At 44.8% G+C, this 16,349-nt stretch carries 15 protein-coding genes and 1 tRNA gene; 7 read left to right on the top strand and 9 right to left on the bottom strand.

Annotated features, from left to right (window positions below):
* Nucleotides 1-1,144: 1,144 nt before the first annotated feature.
* Nucleotides 1,145-1,924, bottom strand: a complete 780-nt coding sequence (locus tag H9X84_RS05040) for a hypothetical protein (RefSeq protein ID WP_205133056.1) — start codon at nt 1,922-1,924, stop codon at nt 1,145-1,147.
* Between the two features lie 238 nt (nt 1,925-2,162).
* On the opposite strand from H9X84_RS05040, the gene H9X84_RS05035 reads away from it, so the two are divergent.
* Nucleotides 2,163-2,777 (top strand): hypothetical protein, encoded by a 615-nt coding sequence (locus H9X84_RS05035; RefSeq protein WP_205133057.1) that lies wholly within the window; start codon nt 2,163-2,165, stop codon nt 2,775-2,777.
* Between the two features lie 206 nt (nt 2,778-2,983).
* Here H9X84_RS05035 and H9X84_RS05030 read toward each other — a convergent pair whose 3' ends face one another.
* Nucleotides 2,984-3,850 (bottom strand): hypothetical protein, encoded by an 867-nt coding sequence (locus tag H9X84_RS05030; protein WP_205133058.1) that lies wholly within the window; start codon nt 3,848-3,850, stop codon nt 2,984-2,986.
* A 16-nt stretch (nt 3,851-3,866) separates the two neighbouring features.
* Entirely contained in the window at nt 3,867-4,274 is a 408-nt protein-coding gene (locus tag H9X84_RS05025; protein WP_205133059.1) for an RNA polymerase sigma factor, read from the bottom strand.
* Nucleotides 4,275-4,484: 210 nt separating this feature from the next.
* Here H9X84_RS05025 and H9X84_RS05020 point away from each other — a divergent pair, with 210 nt between their 5' ends.
* Together H9X84_RS05020 and H9X84_RS05015 are read left to right on the top strand one after the other, a co-directional pair.
* The gene (locus H9X84_RS05020) at nt 4,485-4,703 is read left to right on the top strand and encodes a helix-turn-helix domain-containing protein (RefSeq protein ID WP_205133060.1); all 219 of its coding nucleotides are present in this window, start codon (nt 4,485-4,487) and stop codon (nt 4,701-4,703) included.
* Nucleotides 4,704-4,821: 118 nt separating this feature from the next.
* Entirely contained in the window at nt 4,822-5,988 is a 1,167-nt protein-coding gene (locus H9X84_RS05015) for a site-specific integrase (RefSeq protein ID WP_205133061.1), read from the top strand.
* 63 nt (nt 5,989-6,051) lie between these two features.
* On the opposite strand, the gene H9X84_RS05010 is transcribed toward H9X84_RS05015, so the two are convergent.
* Nucleotides 6,052-6,137, bottom strand: a tRNA-Ser gene (locus H9X84_RS05010).
* Nucleotides 6,138-6,549: 412 nt separating this feature from the next.
* Between H9X84_RS05010 and H9X84_RS05005 the strand changes: the two genes are divergently transcribed.
* The 4 genes from H9X84_RS05005 to H9X84_RS04990 all read left to right on the top strand — a co-directional run bounded on the left by H9X84_RS05005 (nt 6,550) and on the right by H9X84_RS04990 (nt 13,620).
* A complete protein-coding gene (locus H9X84_RS05005) occupies nt 6,550-7,929 on the top strand; it encodes an NCS2 family permease (RefSeq protein WP_205133062.1) in 1,380 nt (459 codons plus the stop codon).
* 232 nt (nt 7,930-8,161) lie between these two features.
* Complete coding sequence (locus H9X84_RS05000) at nt 8,162-10,138, top strand: DNA gyrase/topoisomerase IV subunit B (RefSeq protein ID WP_205133063.1); 1,977 nt, start codon at nt 8,162-8,164, stop codon at nt 10,136-10,138.
* Between the two features lie 16 nt (nt 10,139-10,154).
* Nucleotides 10,155-12,374, top strand: coding sequence for a DNA gyrase/topoisomerase IV subunit A (locus H9X84_RS04995; protein WP_205133064.1), 2,220 nt, complete (start codon nt 10,155-10,157; stop codon nt 12,372-12,374).
* A gap of 133 nt (nt 12,375-12,507) precedes the next feature.
* The gene (locus H9X84_RS04990; protein ID WP_205133065.1) at nt 12,508-13,620 is read left to right on the top strand and encodes an aminotransferase class I/II-fold pyridoxal phosphate-dependent enzyme; all 1,113 of its coding nucleotides are present in this window, start codon (nt 12,508-12,510) and stop codon (nt 13,618-13,620) included.
* A 73-nt stretch (nt 13,621-13,693) separates the two neighbouring features.
* Here H9X84_RS04990 and H9X84_RS04985 read toward each other — a convergent pair whose 3' ends face one another.
* The 5 genes from H9X84_RS04985 to H9X84_RS04965 form a co-directional block, all read right to left on the bottom strand.
* Nucleotides 13,694-14,662 (bottom strand): Gfo/Idh/MocA family protein, encoded by a 969-nt coding sequence (locus H9X84_RS04985; RefSeq protein ID WP_205133066.1) that lies wholly within the window; start codon nt 14,660-14,662, stop codon nt 13,694-13,696.
* 139 nt (nt 14,663-14,801) lie between these two features.
* Nucleotides 14,802-14,993, bottom strand: a complete 192-nt coding sequence (locus H9X84_RS04980; RefSeq protein WP_205133067.1) for a chorion class high-cysteine HCB protein 13 — start codon at nt 14,991-14,993, stop codon at nt 14,802-14,804.
* 91 nt (nt 14,994-15,084) lie between these two features.
* Nucleotides 15,085-15,360 (bottom strand): hypothetical protein, encoded by a 276-nt coding sequence (locus H9X84_RS04975; protein ID WP_205133068.1) that lies wholly within the window; start codon nt 15,358-15,360, stop codon nt 15,085-15,087.
* Nucleotides 15,361-15,376: 16 nt separating this feature from the next.
* Nucleotides 15,377-15,841, bottom strand: coding sequence for a transcriptional regulator NrdR (gene nrdR, locus H9X84_RS04970; RefSeq protein ID WP_205133069.1), 465 nt, complete (start codon nt 15,839-15,841; stop codon nt 15,377-15,379).
* A gap of 74 nt (nt 15,842-15,915) precedes the next feature.
* Nucleotides 15,916-16,173 (bottom strand): YlmC/YmxH family sporulation protein, encoded by a 258-nt coding sequence (locus H9X84_RS04965; RefSeq protein WP_205133070.1) that lies wholly within the window; start codon nt 16,171-16,173, stop codon nt 15,916-15,918.
* Nucleotides 16,174-16,349 lie beyond the last annotated feature (176 nt).

Below are 16,349 nucleotides of genomic sequence, written 5' to 3'. Positions count from 1 at the left end.
ATACCACTCTGTCTTCCAATATATCGAAGGCTTCTATAACTCTCGCAGACCACATGGTTCTTTAGGCTATCTGACACCAGATGAAATGGAAGCAACATTCTGGGATCGGTAAGGAATCTAGCCGTTCCCAGAAAATATATTCAAAAATCGTGTCTTTTTTATTGACTATAGTCCAATAATAAGTCTTGATTCAATTTCAAGAAAGCTCTATTTGCTCTTTCAAAAAGCGAAACTAACTCTTCATATGTTTTAAAATTGTATTCTATTGTGTCTCTCACGTATCATACGCCTCTCTCAGTAATTATCTAACATCCTATTGATTTAAAATTATTATGCCACAGTTCGCAAAAAAATACAATTTCAGCCAGCAAAATATTCACATCCCATCATGCTTTTTATCGTCCAAAAAACCCTTGATGTCGGTACCGACGTCTGTGGAAAATCCCATGTTTTCTAAGCAAACTCCCGCTTTTTTCTTCCTGTGACGCACGAACCGACGTCTGCGGTGCAATACCAGCACCTGCAAAAAATCCCCACACTGTGGGGATTTGAGGGCTTTTTTGACCGGTTTGATGCCGGTCTTTAACCTGCTATCATTTTTCGCACTTCAAAGCCTCCAAATTACATCATGTTTCGTGATGTTTCAAAATTCGTTTTTCCGCCGATTTTCTACCCTCATGGGGCAATTCCTCCACCTTAGAAAGAAATCGCCACACAGGGGCGTACAAGGGCACACAGGGGGTATCCTTTGACGTTTGTTAAATTGCGTCCTGCCCTTTCTTTTTTCTCCCTCTAATGCAGTTCTTACGCTGGTTCCTATACAAGCCAAAATTCTATCTGTGCCTTTCGCAATCACACTACAAACTATTTCTTTTCTGGTGCAAAAGCATCCTCAATTATCAAAACTAAGAACAAAAAAGACCGCTGATTCTACCACGAAGTGGCATAAATCAACGGTCTTTCATCCAGTATTTTGTTTTTCAAACTCGCCATCAATACATTTACATGGGCATTTGCAGCTTAAATCAAGAATCAGCCCTAATCCAATACATCTGCTAAAACACACTTGCATGCAGCATATTGATTCTGGAAAAGGACTTTGAAACCATGTTTGCAACACAAAAACTCTAACACAGTACCTTCACTATTGAAGCCCCATAATGAAAAGCGCCAACGTCATTATGGCAATCACAGTCCACGCGATATATCTTGAGCACATTTCCCAATCTGAAGGCTCTGCGTTTTCCGCATCGCGTATATGAAACCTCATGTTCCAACGGAACAGTTCGTCTGCAAACAAAATCGAAATTCCATTGAGCACACAAAGAACAACAGCTCCAAACCAAGTATACCATTGACCCTTATGTGTTAATTGGGGACCATTTATCAACTCCCAGATGGTTGAGGCATCTGGCTCCATAGGATCAATGAGATTTCCATCTGCATCTCTTGTTTCTCCATTGTTGATTACAAAAGAAATACCAAAACTATGTAAGGTGCCATCCTCGTTATAAAGCAAGTTGTGATCGCCAAACTTTTCAATACCGCCACGAAACAAAATAGAATCCCCTTGAAGAATCTCAACTCCAATCATATCTTCTAATTTTGCTCCCTCTTTTAGATCCTCAGAATTTGGAAGCGCCGTAGAATCTTTTTTTACGGTATAAGGTCCATAGGTTTTATCGCCATATTGAAACACAACCGTCTGATCCTGCGTCACGGTAAATGATGCTTGTTCTCCCTCAATTTTACCAGCGTAAACTGTACTTCCATTTTCCTGGCTTGGTACAAGAATAGCTCCCTGATATGCAAATCCCACTCGCGAAATCGTTTTGGCATAAAACATTGTAAATATGATTACCATAGCAATCATCAATAACAAGACACCTTTTTGATAGCCGTTTAAGCTTTTAATCCTGTTCATGGTTTTGCCCCCTTCCACTTATACAAAAGAACAGCTGCCTTAAATCGTTTCTTTAGCAAATATCTATTTTCATTCTAACATGGAACAATACATAAAGCTATTTTGATTTTCTTAAAACGTAAACTATCAACCTATTTTAATTCTAGCATTTTTTCATACTCCCTCTTGACATCCCTCTCCACAAGAGTTTATATACCACAAGCGGCTCTGCCGACTTCAAATAAACGGAGGTCATGTTATGGACATACTGCAATCTTTTCTTTCTCTTTCAGCTCCGTCCCCACCTACTTTTCGGGAAATATTTCGTTCTGCGCAGGAGCTGCGTTCTGCTCTTGGCATGAAATCTTACCTGCTAGATCACTATTTATCTTTGTTTTTCCAGATGGTGTCCCAGATCGATTTCATTGTTTTGCAGGACGAAGCTCAGGCTGCCATAGGAGAAATGCATCATCTATTCTCTGATACCAGCAGAGAAGCATCACCAAAAATTTCTGCCATCATGGAGAAATTCTCTTGTCAGGAGGCATCCACAAAACAAAATCTCTGCCTGATATCCACAGCAGATTTTATTTTTGAGCAGTCCCTTTTAGATTTTCTTGCGGAAAAGAATTTCCTTTTCTCTGCTGTAGACACCATAGAACTCCAGCAAACAGAGAACAAAATCAGAGAGTACATCGGCAAAGAAAAGATAGACGCCTTTCAAAATATTCTGCTTCGTCGATTTCTTCCCTGTTCTCCGCTCCGACTTTTCTCCCAAACCATCACATCAGAACTAGTCAAACGATTCCTGAGTAGAGATTTGGAGACGGATCAGGAGGTCTTTCGATTATTCTTGAATCGTTTTAATCCATGAAAAAAAGCGGCTAGGGGCATCTTCAGAAGAAAACAAAGAAAGCCAAAATCCTTATTATAATAAAGGATTTCAGCTTTCTTATTGAGATTATACTTGGTATGTTTTCTTCTGAAGACAGCCGTCGCAATTCCTCTTAAGAAATCGAAAAAAAGAAAAACCATTGTTTTCTTAAGAGGAAATTGCTTTTCCAGCCGCTTTTTTACGTCTTAATCATTTTCTTCCAGTCTTTTTCGTTTCCTACTCTGATAAACATGATACTGATTCCTACACCGATGAGAGCAATAAGCGCTCCGAACATCCTCCCGATAGAAATATTTTCCGCAATGTTTACAAGACGCAACCGGATCTTCCTTCTGTCCCAATGCCACGACACAAGCAGTTTCCACCACCATTTTCAGGCTATCAAACGCCCAGCAGGCACGCGGTACAGGAGTGTACCGCAACATATAAGGAACACCTGGATGATAGAAACTTTCTATCTTTTTTCGCAAAATCAATTTTTCCCAGGGCTCATACCTGGGGTCTTCCATCATTTCTTGGGCACGGAAATGCTCAAACATCTCCTGCAAAAAAGGGACGATCCAGTCCACCGGCTCACAATAATTTTTAGAAAAAACCAAATCATAGAGGGGAGAACGCCCTTGCTCTTGCCCAGCTCCCAAAAGTTTTTCTCCATTTGGTTCCACTTGAAACTGCTCCAAATATTTTTCTGTATCTTTAGTGGTGCTGGAAAATAAAAAATATTCATTTTCCGGCAGCAAAACTTTGGACTCCAAATAAAAATATGGATTCACCGGCAGAGAAGGCATCCACCCCAGCAAGCCATACTTGGAAACAAAATCAAGAGCCGCCGCAGTCATTTTCTCCCCACTCTTTGCATCCGCAATGCTTTTTCCCATATTCAGAACATCGGCAATCAGCGTTTCTTCCTTTTCCACAGGGTCATACCACACCAGCACAGCGTTTTCGTCCGGGGCAATATAGTCCTGTCCATGACGTTTGATGATACGATAACCGGAATATTTCGCCCATGTGGAGATTCGGTTCTCATAGATTTCTTTTATTTTTTTCATGGCTTCTGCCGCCTTTCTAGCACGATATTTTCATATGTTCCCTTGCTCTTTCCCGCAGTTTTCGGATATTCCGCTCGCTGCTGCCCAACAATGTGGCAATATCCTTTACGGAAAACCCATGGACATAAAACAAAAAAACAACTTTTCTCTGCATTGCCGTCAATGTTTGCAATGATTTTGCCAGCCCGACATTTCCTGTCAGCTGGTACAAGTCTGCAGAACTTCTGGAGAAAATCCATTCCAGCCAATTTTCATCTGTATCGGATAACTTCAATTTGATTTCAGAAGAAAGATATTCTTCCTTTTCATTCTGGCACTCACAGAGAGTCATGTCCAGCATATCCCGTTTTTCTTTGTGCCTTCTGTTGTTGCAGTTCTCCGCACGATCCAACTCATCCAGTACCGTTTTCCATTGTTCGATCATTATTTTTTCCTGTTCAGTCAGTCTTTTTTGCTCTATTAAATCACGATACGTATCGATAATCAACACCTCCCGCAAAAATATTTTCAATTTGTGATACCATTTTTTGTATTTTCATCGCCTTTATGATATAAGTAATAGTTTTATACAGTTCTCCTATTACATTTCTATAACTAAATGATACTACACAACAATGAAAGTGAGGGATATATCATGACGCAAGGTTCAGCAAAAAATGACTATTTTCGTATGTTCCACTCTTATCCAGATGTGGTTCATGTTGACGAATTGAGGGAAATGTTAGGTGGCATTGGCAGGACTACAGCTTATGCCCTTTTAAAAAGTGGTCGCATCGAATCAGTGAAAATTGGACGAGTCTATTTGATTCCCAAGATCAATGTCATTCGTTTTTTATATGAATCAGAAAAATAAACTGCCACAACGGATTTTATGGAAAAGAAAAGCAGAAAAAGAGTGGTAAAAGTCATCCGACCATGGTAACATACCCAAACACCTGAGACAGATGATTTCTAAAGAAAGGAGAGATTTTATGGTAACAGGAAGTATTTATGAAAGAAAAGGCATCTATTACGCCATCGTCAGCTATTATGTGGACGGTAGAAGAAAACAGAAATCTGTCAGCACAGGCTTGCCAGTGAAAGGAAACAAACGTCGTGCTTTGGAATTTCTGGAGAACCTGAAACGGACATACGAAACGAAAGAATCCATGGAAAATATGGACGGCAGTCGGCTTTTGATGACTGATTACATGGATGAATGGCTGAAAATCGTAAAACCTTTGGTGGAGCGAGCCACCTACAAAAGTTATGACAATATGGTCTCCGCTCGTATCCGACCTCATTTTGAAAAATTGAATCTGCTTTTGACGGAAGTAGAACCGAAGCACATCAAAATGCTGTATGACGAAATTTTGGAACAGGGCTACACCACCAATACGGTGATTCATTATCACGCAGTTCTTCATCAGGCACTTGCCTATGCTGTGAAAAACGATTACATACTCAGCAATCCTGCGGATCGGGTAAAGCGTCCCAAGAAGAACAAACATATCTCCAGTTTTTATACCAAGGAGGAAATTTTGACTTTGCTGGATATTGCCAAAGACGATCCCATTTACATCCCCATTGTTTTAAGTGCCTACTATGGATTCCGCAGAAGCGAAACTTTAGGAATGCGTTGGAGTGCCATTGATTTTGAAAACAAGACCATCACCGTCAATCACAAGGTCACAGAGCTAACTGAAAACGGAAAAACCATTGTTTACGCAGAGGACAAGCTGAAAACAAAATCCAGCTATCGCACACTGCCCCTGATTCCCGTTGTAGAAGAAAAGCTGTTGGAACACAAAGCAAAGCTGGAACGAAATCAGAAATTGTTTGGAAACAGTTACTGCAAAGAATATATGGATTATGTTTGTGTAGACGAAATGGGCAAGCTGTTCCGCCCTAATTTCGTCAGCGACCACTTCGGCTGGTTATTGAAAAAATACGGTTTGAAAAAACTCACATTCAAAGAACTGCGTCACAGCTGTGCAAGTATGCTGGTAGCAGAAGGCATTCCAATGAAATCCATTCAGGAATGGCTGGGACATTCCAACTTTTCCACTACGGCAGACATCTATTCTCATATCGACTATCACGCAAAACAGCAGTCCGCCGCTGCTATCGGTAATGCATTGCAGAGTAAAAAAGATTGAAAAGAACTTATGGAAGCGTATCGAAACAAAAAAAGAAACCCTGAAAAATCAAGGTTTCTAAAGCGGAAGCGGTGGGATTCGAACCCACGTGCCCTTGCGGACAACTGCATTTCGAGTGCAGCTCGTTGCGACCTCTTCGATACGCTTCCATATTAACGCATTAAAGTATTTTCAAATTTTCAGTAAATTTTCTTTTGTTAGCAATTTGTTAGCATTTCTGCTTTTTTTGTTTGGCTGCTTTGGCTGAAAGCCTGATGTTTCCTGACTTTCTGGCATCGGGGACGAAATCCACCGCCTCGATTTCGAGTCAACCCCCTTTGATCCGTTCTATAAATTCTCAAATTTGCTGTAAATTGCCTATATAGTATACCAGTCCTTATAAAAAAAAGCAATGTTTTTCTTCCATAAACTCTTTTCGCCACAATATCATTTTTCTCAAATCAAACAGTAAGCCCTACTTTCTCAGTGCTCTTTCAGGACAGTAAAAAAAACATTGACATCTTAACAGTTTTTTAATACGCTTTTCATAGAAATGTATACAATAATCAAGGAGGTACTCTCATGCACGATCTGCTGGAAAAAACATTTCATTTGAAAAAACATCAGACCAACGTAAAAACGGAGATTTTAGCCGGGGTTACTACATTTATGACCATGGCTTATATTCTCGCTGTTAACCCGTCCATCCTATCCGCATCCGGTATGGACAGCGGTGCCATTTTTACGGCCACGGCGCTCTCTTCCTGTCTGGCTACACTAATGATGGCATTTTTCTCCAACTATCCCTTTGCTCTGGCTCCCGGCATGGGGTTAAACGCCTTTTTTGCCTATACGGTTGTCGGCCAGATGGGCTACAGCTGGCAGGTGGCGTTGGGCGCCGTATTTATCGAAGGCCTGATTTTTATTCTGCTTTCGGTAACAAATGTACGGGAAGCGATCTTCAACTGTATTCCCGCCTCTTTAAAAATGGGCATTACCTGCGGTATTGGTTTATTTATCGCCTTTATTGGCCTGCAGAACGCCAAGCTGGTCGTAGACAGTTCTACGCTGGTTTCCATTTATCCTTTTCATAACTCTCTTGTCAACGGCACTTTTTCCCCAGAGGGTGTCGGCGCACTGCTGGCTTTTATCGGTATTTTGATTACTGCGGTACTTATTTGCAAAAAAGTGCCTGGCGGTATCCTGTTGGGCATTTTCTGCACATGGTTTTTAGGCATCATCTGCCAGCTGACCGGGATTTATCAGCCTGCGCCGGAATTGGGTATGGGCTCTGTTCTGCCGGATTTTTCCACCGGACTTCATGTGCCATCTCTGGCTCCTACGTTCCTGAAAATGGATTTTTCCGGCATTCTCAGCCTGAATGTGCTGACCATTATGCTTTCCTTCCTCTTTGTGGACCTTTTTGATACCATGGGAACACTCATTGGTGTGGCATCTAAAGCGGATATGCTGGACGAAAACGGAAATCTTCCTCGTATCCGGGGCGCGCTTCTCTCTGACGCCATCGGCACCAGTTTAGGCGCGATATTAGGTACTTCTACCGTCAGCAGCTATGTAGAAAGTTCTTCCGGCGTAATGGCCGGCGGCCGGACAGGTTTGACCTCTGTGGTAACTGCGCTGCTGTTTGCGCTCTCCCTGTTCCTTTCTCCCATTTTTCTGGCTATCCCTTCCTTTGCCACAGCCCCCGCTATGATAATCGTTGGGTTTATGATGCTGGAAATGGTTGTTCGTATTGATTTTTCTGATATGACCGAGGCTATCCCCGCCTTTATCACCATTATTGCCATGCCGTTTATGTATTCCATTTCAGAAGGCATCGCTTTAGGCGTTATTTCTTATGTTGTTATTCAGGTAGCAGCCGGAAAAGCAAAAGAAAAGAAGATCCATTGGATCATATACGCTCTGGCTATCGCGTTTATCTTAAAATATATTTTCGTATAAAAACAGCGCAGTCCCGCTCCTTCCTCCTGGAAGGAGCGTTTTTCTTGCATCATTTTCGCTCTTAATAATCCACCCTCATTTACGAAAATATGAGGTCAAGAAGAAGAAACAGCGAACATCCCTTCCCCTGTTCTCTTGACACAAAAGCCGAACTCCTGTAAAGTAAAAGAAGTGTATTTATTGGAAAATCAAGATTTTTATGAAATTTATCATTAGAAAAGCAGGTGTCTCTATGCAGCAGAAATCCAATTCCAACTATAATAATGAAAGCATCACGTCCTTAAAAGGCGCGGATCGTGTTCGCCTTCGTCCCGGCGTCATTTTCGGCTCCGATGGTCTGGATGGCTGCCAGCACGCTGTTTTTGAAATTCTCTCCAACTCCATCGACGAAGCCAGAGAAGGCTTTGGCAACAAAATAGAGGTAGTGCGCTACAAGGATCATTCTATTCTGGTAAAGGATTATGGCCGCGGCATTCCGGTAGACTACAATGCTAAAGAGGACCGATTCAACTGGGAGTTGGTTTTCTGTGAATTATACGCCGGCGGGAAATATCAGAACAACACAGGGGAAAATTACGAATTCAGCCTGGGGCTCAACGGCCTTGGCACCTGTGCCACACAGTATGCCTCCGCTTATATGGACGCTATGATCTATCGTGATGGCATGTGCTATCAGCTGCATTTTGAAAAAGGGGAAAATATTGGCGGACTGATGAAAGAAGCCGCGCCAAAGCATCCCACAGGCACCCAGATCCGCTGGCTGCCGGACCGGGATGTTTTCACAGATATTGCGGTCCCCCTTTCCTATTTCCAGGATATCCTGCGCCGTCAAGCCATTGTAAACGCTGGTCTGACTTTTACGCTTTTCGATGAAGAAAGCGGTGAAACCTATACGTATCTCTACAAAAACGGCATCCAGGACTACCTGGCGGAGCTGGCGGGAGAAAATGCCCTCACCTCTATCCACTATTTGCAGACAGAGACCCAGGGCCGAGACCGGGAGGACAAGCCCAAATACCGTCTGAAATTCGAGTCTGCCTTCTGTTTCCACAATCATGTCAATCTACTGGAATACTACCATAATTCCAGTTTTCTGGAACACGGCGGCGCACCGGATAAGGCTGTCAAAAGCGCCTTTGTCTCCGCCATCGACAAATATCTGAAAACAAACAATCTCTATAAAAAGGATGAAAAGAAGATCACCTTCCCCGATATTGAGGACAGCCTGATTCTGGTTATCAACTCTTTTTCAACGGTAACCAGCTACGAAAACCAGACGAAAAAATCCATTACCAATAAATTTATACAGGAAGCCATGACGGAATTTTTCCGTCAGCAGCTGGAAATCTATTTTATTGAAAATAAAATGGAGGCGGACAAGATCGCTGCGCAGGTATTGGCCAACAAACGCAGCCGGGAAACCGCCGAAAAAACAAGAATCAACATCCGCAAAAAGCTGACCGGCTCTCTGGATATGAACAACCGTGTGGAAAAATTCGTCAACTGCCGAACCAAGGATGTAAGCCGCAGAGAGCTCTATATTGTAGAAGGCGATTCCGCCCTTGGCTCCTGCAAACAGGGACGGGACGCGGAATTTCAGGCCATCATCCCCATCCGTGGCAAGATCCTCAACTGTCTGAAAGCGGATTATAACCGTATTTTCAGCAACGATATCATTACAGACCTTTTAAAGGTTCTGGGCTGTGGTGTGGAGATCAAATCCAAGCACAATACCGGCCTCAACTCCTTTGATTTGAGTCAGCTGCGCTGGAGCAAGGTCATTCTCTGCACCGATGCTGACGTGGACGGGTTCCAGATCCGTACCCTGCTGCTGACCATGCTGTACCGTCTGGTGCCTACGCTCATTGAGGAAAAAAAGGTCTATATCGCCGAGTCTCCTCTTTATGAGATCATCAACGGGAAAAATACCTATTTTGCTTATTCCGACAGCGAGAAAAATAATATTGTCAGCAAATTAAAAGGAAAAGTTAAAATCAACCGCTCCAAAGGTCTGGGGGAAAACCAGCCGGAAATGATGTGGGAGACCACCATGAACCCGGAAACAAGAAGATTGATTTTAGTAACGCCTGATGACGTCCAGCGGACACAGGAAGTTTTTGAGCTGCTGCTGGGAGAAAATCTGGCCGGCAGAAAAGAGTTTATCGCCGAGGAAGGCTATAAATATCTGGATTTGACAGATATCAGTTAAGAAAGGTGGTGCAGACATGGCAAAAAAGAAAAAAAATATTGCAGAACATAAGGAAAACTTCATACAGGAACAGCCTATCACCACCACACTGGAGCAAAACTACATGCCCTACGCCATGAGCGTCATCGTTTCCCGGGCCATCCCGGAGATCGATGGACTGAAGCCTTCTCACCGCAAACTGCTTTATACCATGTACCAAATGGGGCTGCTGCGGGGAGACCGGACAAAATCCACCAATGTGGTGGGTCAGACCATGAAGCTGAATCCCCATGGCGACGCGGCCATTTACGAAACACTGGTCCGTCTGACAGACGGCAACGGCGCCCTTTTGACGCCTTTGGTAGACTCCAAAGGAAATTTCGGCAAGCAGTATTCCAGAGATATGGCCTGTGCTGCTTCCCGTTACACAGAAGTCAAGCTGGCGCCTATCTGTGCGGAGATCTTTGCTGATATTGATAAAAATACGGTGGATTTTACGGACAACTATGACGGCTCCATGAAGGAGCCGCTTCTGCTGCCTACCACCTTCCCCAATATTCTGGCGAACCCCAACCTGGGTATTGCCGTAGGGATGGCCAGTGCCATCTGCAGCTTTAATCTGGCAGAGCTTTGCGAGGCCACAGCCGCCTTTATCAAAGACCCCTCCGCCGATCTTTGCGAATTGCTGCCGGCACCGGATTTTTCCACCGGTGCTCAGCTGATCTACAACCGAAAGGAACTGGAGCAGATCTACCGTACCGGACGGGGCAGTATCAAACTGCGGGCTAAATACCGCTATGATGCCAAAAATAACTGTATCGAGATCTATGAGATCCCCTACACCACCAATATTGAGACCATCATCGACAAGATTATTGCTCTGGTCAAGAACGGCAAAATCAGGGAAATCACCGACATCCGGGATGAAACAGATCTGAATGGCCTGAAAATCGCCATTGATATAAAACGCAGTACCAACGCGGAGCTTCTCATGCACAAGCTGTATTCTCTGACGCCTCTGTCTGACAGCTTTAGCTGTAATTTCAATGTGCTGATCCAAGGACACCCCATGACTTTAGGCATCGGCGGCATCCTTCAGCACTGGACAGAATTCCGTATGGACGCCATTCGCCGGCAGACCGCCTTTGATATCCAGAAAAAAACAGAAAAACAGCATCTGCTGGAAGGTCTGGCGAAAATCCTGCTGGACATTGACAAGGCCATTTCCATTATCCGCAATACGGAACTGGAATCCATGGTTGTTCCTAACCTGATGACAGGCTTTGATATTGACGAGGTACAGGCGGAATATATCGCCGAAATCCGTCTGCGCAACATCAATAAAGAATATATATTGAAACGGACGGCGGAACTGGATGAGCTGAAAAAAGAAATTGAGGAATTAAAGCAGATTTTAGGCAGCGATACCAAGATCAAAAACATCATCTGCCGCCAGCTGAAAGCCATCGCCAAAAAATACGGACAGCCCAGAAAAACGGAAATCGTTCAGGAAGAGGAAATCCCTACTCTGGACAAGGAGGACTTTATTGAGGATTACGGCATCCGTCTTTTCCTGACGGAGCAAAATTATTTCAAAAAAATCTCTCTGGTTTCCCTGCGTTCCGCCGGGGAGCAGAAATTAAAAGAGGACGACCGCATGCTTTTGGAACTGGAAAGCACCAACCGGGCAGATCTGCTGTTTTTCTCTGACCAGTGCAACGTATATAAGCTCAAAGCCAACGACGCACCGGATACCAAAGCCAGTGCGTTGGGGGAATATCTGCCTAATCTGCTGGGCATGGAGCCGGAGGAACACATACTTTATATGACGGCTACCACCGATTACAGTGGTTTTATGGTCTTTTTCTTTGAGAACGGAAAGGGTGTCAAAGTTCCCCTTTCCTCCTACGCTACCAAGACCAACCGGAAAAAGCTGGTCAATGCCTATTCCTCCCGGGCTGCTCTGGTCTATATGGAAAAACTGGACGCCGACAGGGATTATCTGCTCATGCGCAACAGCGATAAGGCTACCGTCCTGAATACGGAGCTTTTGCCCGCTGCCGCTTCCAAAAACGCCGCGGGGGTGCAGCTGTATACCTTAAAGAAAAACAGCAGCATCAGCCGCGTCTGCCCCGCTGAGGAATTTGTGACAGAAGATCTGGAATATTACCGTACCCGCAAAATTCCTACTACCGGTCATTTTATCCAGGAAAAGGATAAGGCAAATAATCAGGTTCCTGGACAGATTCGACTTTGAGTCCTTCATTGACATACATTTTTCATTGGTTTATAATGAATATAAATACAAACGACGGGTCAGGCACGTTCTCGGTCCGCCGCAGCCAAATCAAAAATTATAAGGGAATTATAAAGAAAGAAGGATGCGTATCATGTACAGAACACTTTATGGTCCTCAGGGCGCCCATATCAATCTGGACGGCAGAGACATCATCAACATGGCCTCCAACAACTACCTGGGTCTGGCCAACGATCCCGATCTGGTAAAAGCAGCGAAAGAAGCCATTGACAAATATGGTGTTGGCCCCAGCGCCAGCCGTAATATCGTCGGCAACTTTGCTGTACACGATGAACTGGAAAAAGCGCTGGCTGAATTCAAAGGCGTAGAAGCCGTTCTGGTATTCAACAGCGGCGTAGCTGCCAACACCGGCGTTATTCCCGTACTGGTGGGCAAAGGCGATACCATTTACAGTGACGAACTGAATCATGGCAGCATCATCGACGGCTGCCGTCTGTCCCGTGCCACAGTAAAGGTATATCCTCATATGGATCTGGCAAAACTGGAAGAAATGCTCAAAGAGCCCACAGAAGGCAAAAAACTGCTGGTAGCTGACGCTGTATTCAGCATGGACGGCGATCTGGCTCCCCTGCCCGAAATGGCCGCTCTTGCTGAAAAATACGGCGCTATGTTCATGGTAGACGATGCCCACGGCGATGGCGTTATGGGCCCTTACGGCAAAGGTACTGTAGAACATTTTGGTCTGCGTGACAAAGTAACCGTAGAAACAGGCTCTCTGTCCAAAGCATTCGGCGCAGCCGGCGGCTTTGTAGCAGGTACAAAGGAATTTATCGAAGAACTGCGTCCCAAGGCCCGCAGCTTTATCTTCACCGCTTCCCCTCTGGCTCCCTGTCTGACCGCGGCGGCTCTGGCCGGTATCAACAAAATCGCACATGACGATACACTGGTAAAACGCTTGTGGGAAAACAGAGAATATTTCGCAAAACGGATGCAGGACGCTGGTCTGAACACCGGCTCCACCGTAACACCCGTTATCCCCGTTATCGTTGGCGACGCGGAAAAAGCGGAAGAACTGAGCGCTCGTCTGTATGACAAAGGCGTATACGCACAGGCAATCAAATTCCCCGTTGTACCCAGAGGCACCGCAAGACTGCGTGTCATGATCTCCGCAGCCCATACCAGAGAGGATCTGGAAAAAGCGGCTGACGCCATCATTGAGATCACCAAAGAAATGGGCATCATCTAATGGCCTGAAAACAACAAAAATACGAGAAGGTATGAGATGTAACACATCTCATACCTTCTTTTTGTTTCTCTTCTTATTCAAAAGGATATTGGATGCCCCAGTCAGCCCGCAGACTGTCCATCAGCTCCATCATCCGCAGAATCTCCTTATGGGGTATCTCCGGACATTCGATACGGCCTTCCGAAATAGCTTTCATGGAAGCGCGCACTTCGTCCTCAAAACCGGTGATCTGTTCCGGCATCGGAATGGCCTCCACTAATTTTCTGTCAGCAGAGTAAATGCAGATCCGATCCACATTATTGATATTCTCCGCAATCAGATAGCCTTTCGTACCGTAAACAATACCATACTGTTCTGTGGGGCCCAGCATGCCGCTGTGGGCAATCCCCATGGTACCGTTGGCGTATTTCAGGATAATGGCATTCTGAGCATCTACGCCGGTTTCCGTTTTTACACAGGAGGAAGTAACCTCCGCCACATCATCACCCAATACCATAGCAATAAAAGTCAGCGGATAAATCCCCACATCCAGCAGTGCGCCGCCGGCCAGCGCAGGATCTACCATACGCTGTACATGCTTCAGAGCATAGCCCAGGTTTGCCGTCACAAAATTTACTTCACCAATTTTCCCCGCGTCAATGGCCTCCATCATAATCCGCGCGGAAGGCATATATCTGGTCCAGATGGCCTCCGTTACAAATACGCCTTTTTCTTTGGCCAGATCCAAAATCTCTTTGGCCTGTTTCGCATTGGCCATAAAAGATTTTTCGCAAAGAATGGGCTTATTGTGCTCCAGACAGATTTTTGCGCACTGATAATGATGAGAATGAGGCGTCGCAATGTAGATCAGCTCCACATCCGGGTCCTGGGTCATCTCCTCATAAGAACCATACGCCTTCGTCACACCGAATTTTTCCGCAAAGGCCTTTGCCCGTTCCAGATTTCTGGAGGCTACCGCGTAGCACTGAGCGTCCTCCATCTGATTCAGCGTATAAGCCATTTTCTCGGCAATACTGCCAGGTCCCATAATACCAACTCTCATAATAAATCCCCCTTACCTTCGATTTTAGTTCATCATACCACACCTAAGGCAGAAAGTATAGTATCCCCTCTTCCCACAAAAAAAGGGTGCCCGAAGGCACCCTCTCTCGCGCTGCTTCTGTCTGATCCTGTTTCGGGTATCAGCAGGAAGCGCAGTTATTCAGCTGACTGCCGCAGCCATTATTTCCGCAGCAGCACAGCAGAATCAGAATCCACAGCCAGGAATTTTCATTCCCACAGCCGCAGCTGCCGCTGTTATTGTTGCCGCACAGGCACAGCAGCAGGATGATCCAAATAAAGTTGTCGTTACCGCAGCCACCAAATCCACACATAATAAAATACCTCCTTGGGATAAAAATGATGTATTGACTTACATTTTTATCCTATGAGGTATTTTGTAAAATATTGCCTGTCTCTGTTTTTTTATTTTTTCGGCAGGATCAAATCGCTGACCTGTATGTCTACACTATATCCGCCCATTTCGTCCGCAAAGCTCACCAATGTGATCCGCTCCTCATCGTGAAAGTACAGCAGATGCGTCATTTGCTCTTCCTCCGCCCGCTTTCTGCTTTCCTCCAGAAGGGCCTCAGGATAAAGTGTCACCTGCCATCCCGCGCCGCAGTAATGCGCCGCCAGACGTTCCGCCTGCGCTCTGCCCGCTTCCGCCGAGGCAAACAGCGCTTTTACCCGCTGATCCATATTCTTCCGCCTTTCTTTACTGCTCTTTTTTCTCGTGCAGCATCTTTTCCAGCTCATCAATAAAGCTATTGATATCCTTGAACTGACGATAAACGGATGCAAAACGCACATAGGCTACCTCATCCAGATCTTTCAGCCGCTCAATGACCATATTTCCCAAAACCTTGCTCTCCACTTCCCGTTCTCCGCTGCCAGCCAATGTGTTTTCAATATCATCCACCAGCTTTTCCATTTGCTTTACAGTCACCGGCCGCTTGTTGCAGGACTTCATAATGCCGCCCAGCAGTTTGTTCTTGTCGAAGATCTCTCTGGTGCCGTCCCGTTTAATGACAGTAATGGGGATCATATCAATCCTCTCATATGTGGTAAACCGTTTTCCGCATTTTTCGCAGAGTCTGCGGCGGCGGATCGCGGAATTTTCATCCTGTGCTCTGGAATCAATGACTTTTGTATCCGGGTTTGCGCAAAAAGGACATTTCATGCCCGTTCCTCCTTTGTAATCCTTGTTCTGTTTACATTAAAAGTATAAAGCAGAAACATTTTCCGGTCAATAGTTTATGCCTCCCGGCAGATCTCACTTGTATCCACATCTACCAGGATAATATCATCACCGATGCGTTTGATACAGCGCCATGGCACATAGTAATACCCGCTTTTCCCGAAAAAATTCCAGCGGCTGCCTTCCTCCGGTACAATCAGTCCGCAGATTTTCCCTGTCCCCAGATCCAGCTCCAGATCGCAGACATACCCCAGCCGTCTGCCGTCGCAGATATTGATAACTTCTTTTTCCTGTAATTGTGAGAATTTCTCCATCTTTTGTCCTCCTTATGCTTCTGTTTCATTCTATGCGAAGTTTTTTAGAAAATTTTTGCAATCTCATAATTTTGTGACTTTTGCCATTGACGTACCCTAGCGGAATATACTACAATATGTGTACATTGAGCCAGAACACGATGACTATATATTGTGTTGCATACGATACATCACCA

The sequence above is a fragment of the Anaerotignum lactatifermentans genome, assembly GCF_016902535.1.
GTDB lineage: Bacteria > Bacillota > Clostridia > Lachnospirales > Anaerotignaceae > Anaerotignum > Anaerotignum lactatifermentans_A.
The sequence above is the reverse complement of the archived record's forward strand: the minus strand, read 5'-3'. Positions and strand labels throughout refer to the sequence as shown.

What these genes read in the sequence shown, in the direction of transcription:
- H9X84_RS05040 (WP_205133056.1), bottom strand. Translation starts at nt 1,924, where the DNA reads ATGAACAGGATTAAAAGCTTAAACGGCTATCAAAAAGGTGTCTTGTTA.
- H9X84_RS05035 (WP_205133057.1), top strand. Translation starts at nt 2,163, where the DNA reads ATGGACATACTGCAATCTTTTCTTTCTCTTTCAGCTCCGTCCCCACCT.
- H9X84_RS05030 (WP_205133058.1), bottom strand. Translation starts at nt 3,850, where the DNA reads ATGAAAAAAATAAAAGAAATCTATGAGAACCGAATCTCCACATGGGCG.
- H9X84_RS05025 (WP_205133059.1), bottom strand. Translation starts at nt 4,274, where the DNA reads ATGATCGAACAATGGAAAACGGTACTGGATGAGTTGGATCGTGCGGAG.
- H9X84_RS05020 (WP_205133060.1), top strand. Translation starts at nt 4,485, where the DNA reads ATGACGCAAGGTTCAGCAAAAAATGACTATTTTCGTATGTTCCACTCT.
- H9X84_RS05015 (WP_205133061.1), top strand. Translation starts at nt 4,822, where the DNA reads ATGGTAACAGGAAGTATTTATGAAAGAAAAGGCATCTATTACGCCATC.
- H9X84_RS05005 (WP_205133062.1), top strand. Translation starts at nt 6,550, where the DNA reads ATGCACGATCTGCTGGAAAAAACATTTCATTTGAAAAAACATCAGACC.
- H9X84_RS05000 (WP_205133063.1), top strand. Translation starts at nt 8,162, where the DNA reads ATGCAGCAGAAATCCAATTCCAACTATAATAATGAAAGCATCACGTCC.
- H9X84_RS04995 (WP_205133064.1), top strand. Translation starts at nt 10,155, where the DNA reads ATGGCAAAAAAGAAAAAAAATATTGCAGAACATAAGGAAAACTTCATA.
- H9X84_RS04990 (WP_205133065.1), top strand. Translation starts at nt 12,508, where the DNA reads ATGTACAGAACACTTTATGGTCCTCAGGGCGCCCATATCAATCTGGAC.
- H9X84_RS04985 (WP_205133066.1), bottom strand. Translation starts at nt 14,662, where the DNA reads ATGAGAGTTGGTATTATGGGACCTGGCAGTATTGCCGAGAAAATGGCT.
- H9X84_RS04980 (WP_205133067.1), bottom strand. Translation starts at nt 14,993, where the DNA reads ATGTGTGGATTTGGTGGCTGCGGTAACGACAACTTTATTTGGATCATC.
- H9X84_RS04975 (WP_205133068.1), bottom strand. Translation starts at nt 15,360, where the DNA reads ATGGATCAGCGGGTAAAAGCGCTGTTTGCCTCGGCGGAAGCGGGCAGA.
- nrdR (WP_205133069.1), bottom strand. Translation starts at nt 15,841, where the DNA reads ATGAAATGTCCTTTTTGCGCAAACCCGGATACAAAAGTCATTGATTCC.
- H9X84_RS04965 (WP_205133070.1), bottom strand. Translation starts at nt 16,173, where the DNA reads ATGGAGAAATTCTCACAATTACAGGAAAAAGAAGTTATCAATATCTGC.